This is a genomic window from Pseudomonadota bacterium (assembly GCA_026388275.1).
In the GTDB taxonomy this organism is placed as follows: domain Bacteria; phylum Desulfobacterota; class Syntrophorhabdia; order Syntrophorhabdales; family Syntrophorhabdaceae; genus JAPLKB01.
Map to the genome: position 1 here is coordinate 1 of JAPLKB010000049.1, position 3,339 is coordinate 3,339.

The 3,339-nt window shown below is 44.7% G+C and carries 3 protein-coding genes; all 3 read right to left on the reverse strand.

The window, feature by feature from the left end:
* Positions 1–228: 228 nt before the first annotated feature.
* Complete coding sequence (locus NT010_12085; GenBank protein ID MCX5806780.1) at positions 229–1,788, reverse strand: SDR family oxidoreductase; 1,560 nt, start codon at positions 1,786–1,788, stop codon at positions 229–231.
* Between the two features lie 451 nt (positions 1,789–2,239).
* Positions 2,240–2,887: a hypothetical protein gene (locus NT010_12090; GenBank protein MCX5806781.1), complete on the reverse strand. Its 648-nt coding sequence runs from the start codon at positions 2,885–2,887 to the stop codon at positions 2,240–2,242.
* Between the two features lie 240 nt (positions 2,888–3,127).
* Positions 3,128–3,339: hypothetical protein (locus tag NT010_12095; protein ID MCX5806782.1), on the reverse strand; the 212-nt coding region annotated here is incomplete at its 5' end.

Consider the following 3,339-nt stretch of genomic DNA (forward strand, 5'->3'; position numbering starts at 1 on the left):
TCATTTCTCCTCCTTTTCTTTTAAGAAAAAGCAGAATAAATAATGATCCTTAGCAGTCTAACGGTCAATAAATTTTGTTACGTATAGGTAGGTGAAAGACAGGTCATCCCGTTAATGGCGGAAGGGGCGCATTTCAATCCGAAGTCTTTGCCTCTGGTGGGGTTCATTTTTAAAGAGCGTCCCATCCGTTCCTCTCACCTCTGAAGCGTTGCGGTTATTGAGAACCAGTTACCAGTCAATGGGAAAATAATCTTTAAGAAATTTTCCGCACCAATGTTTGCCCGTTAAGATGCCGTCAAAAAAGGGATCACAGACCCTGGCAGCGCCATCAACAATATCTAATGGGGGCTGGAAGTCGTGGACTTCTTGTTTCAGTTGCGAAAGTTCCGCGGGGTCTTCGTCGGTCACCCATCCTGTGTCAACGGCATTCATGTATATGCCGTCTCTGGCGAGATCTTCGGCAGATGTGTGAGTCATCATGTTCAGGGCCGCTTTTGCCATATTAGTATGGGGATGCCTATCATCCTTCTTAAAGCGGAAGAATTTCCCCTCCATAGCAGTCACATTTACAATATGTTTTTGTCCGGTGTAATCGCGTCGCATGAGAGGAATCAATAGGTTACACAATACAAATGGGGCTATGGCATTAACCAATTGGACTTCAATCATCTCAGTGGTGTCTATCTCCCCAAGACGTAACCGCCAACTGTTTGTCTTTCGCAGGTCCACCTGCTGGAGATCTGCATCCAGTTTTCCTTTTGGAAAGAGGTTCTCAGAGACAAGAGAATTATCGTGACGATACGGAATTTGCGACAGTTGAGCAGATGCACGCAGACCTATTCCAGGCCCCTCATCATGCCATGCCGGAGCAAGGGGGGATTCCTTCTCCTGGCTATTGAGACAGAGAGACCTGAGTTGCTTTTTGAATGCCTCATGATCTTCGAGAAGCTTCTGTGCCGCTGTAGATAAGACAGGGTATCCCTTATTTTCGTTTTCAATAAGATGGGCATAAAAACCGGCAGGTCGCTTCACGGTCTGAGCGGCATTATTTATCAATATGTCAAGGTGCCCGTATTTTTGCTCTACATAGCCCGCAAATATTTCAACACTTGGAATATGTCTCAAATCAAGGCCGTGGATCTGTAGTCTATCTCCCCAGACTGCATAGTCCTCCTCTCCGGAATATCGCAAAGCTGCGTCAACGGGAAATCTGGTTGTGGCAATAACAGTGGCTCCGGCGCGCAACATCTGCAAGGTTGCCTGATATCCGATCTTGAGCCGTCCGCCGGTGATGAGAGCAATACGCCCATGAAGGTCTGCTGTCTGAAAACGTTTCCTGTAATTCAGGTCACCGCATTTCTCACACATTGTGTCGTAGAAGAAGTGGAGCCGTGTGAACTCTTCCTTACAGATATAGCAATTCCGGGGTGAATGTAGTTCCTCACTCTTCTGTTGTCCGGATTCGAGAGAACTCAATGCAACCTGTGCAGGCGCTGTAAATGTGGCATCAAGGCGTGTGCTGCGAATACCGGTCGTATTTCGGGCACGTCTGTTTTTTTCAAAGGTTGCCAATTTTTGCGCTTTTTTTACAGCCTTATTTCTTTTCTTCGCCTCCGCCCTGTCGGGACGGGATAGTTCGCCGGCCGCTTTCAGGAGTGCAATTCTTTGTTCTGCCGGAAGATTTGCAAACTGTCCTGAATATTTTACAAGAGATTCAAGCGTCGAAATACACTTTTGAATTTCTTCTGAAGCGTTCTTGGTCTCAATTTCTTCTTTATTCTCTTTCATCATCTAATATACCACGTCCTAGAGTTGTGGTGCACTTTAAACTGGAATTCACCTCTAAAAATCCGCCCTTTACCCTTCAGGAATATTGTTCTATTGTCAAACGCAACAACCGTCCCGGAATATCAGGCGTGTGCTGGTGCGCGAGCAGTGAACCGGATAAAGAGGGCAACCTGCGCTGGTGCCGGGGGTAACCGTGACGCTCTTAAAATGTTGAAATTCGATGAGTACAAACCCGCTGATTGAACGAGGCAAAACAGTTGTCGTCTTGCAGTTGCGTCTGACTTTTGTGCTATTCCCCGTTACTATCCGTAATCCTTGTTTTTAGGAAACCGCGAAGCTCACGCTTTGTACGTGTTATAAAAAACCATACCAATAATGATGGAAGAGACACGTTTCTATTGATAATCCTTGCCTTTCAAGGAACAGCAAAGCCGCTTGCACACATTAATCCTCACACCTGCGGAACAGATTTTTTATCTGTTTGTTTCATCGATACAGCCTCAGGGGCAGTCTCAATCTGCTGTTCTATCGAAGCAAGGAAAGCCTTTAGTTCTTCAGCAAGTGTTTGAAGATCATTTTTTGTGTACATCCCGGTCTTTTTTTCAAAATATGTCTTTGCGGCCTCTATGCTTGCAACCTTTATTTTCATTGGTATTGGTTTCGGGTCTGTTGATTCTGGTTTTCTTCTTTTGTATGCAGTAAGCATCTTCTCTAATTTAACATTGGTTACAGGCGTCTCCATTATTTCATCAAATATGATAAAAAAGTCAGGACTTCCAAGGTTAGCAGCAAAGAGATATCCCTGGGAAACAGGAAGTTTTCCATTCGAAATTACGTCCTGAATTTTAGGAACCAGTTTTAAGAGTGATATCGTGCTGAACAAGGTAGGATAAGACTTCCCGGAGATTTGAGCAACTGTATTCACTGTGAATACAACATCCTCAGGTAGGTCGTCAGGTCTCAACTGGACTTTCATCAAATCACTCATCACCCCATCCAGATTGTACCCTTTATCAGGATGTTTTGCCTGAATATATGCAAGTATGCCTTTGGCCTGATCTATGGGATTTAAGTCCTCTCTCTGGAGATTTTCTGTCAATTGGATGGCCAGTATTTCATCCTTTTGAGTAATGGCATTAACTACCCTTGCCGGGATTGTTTCAAGGCCCAGTTTCTGAGCGGCAAGATATCGTCTTTCCCCGCAGAGAAGAAGGTACTTGTCGTCTTTTTGAGTTATTCCAATTCAAAATCAAGGCGCTATCATCGTTGGCTTCGTCATCTGCTCCTCCGACGTACTATTACCGTACGCCTACGCCGCCTCTTCCTTGCCGCCTTGATTTCATCCTTGATTTAGAAATGAAATTACAAGTACAGGCTCTAATATACCCTTGTCTTTAATTGATGACATAAGAGCTTTGACCCCTGATGTCAATAGTGGACACCAATCATATTCATGCTGCCTTCCTTCCTGCATAAAATTGCCGTTCATAAACAACGGGGGATAAATATCCAAGCCTTTTCTGCCGACGTTGCCGATTATAAAAGACCTCA

Coding starts and splice junctions, on each gene's coding strand:
- NT010_12085 (MCX5806780.1), bottom strand. CDS start 1,788: ATGAAAGAGAATAAAGAAGAAATTGAGACCAAGAACGCTTCAGAAGAA.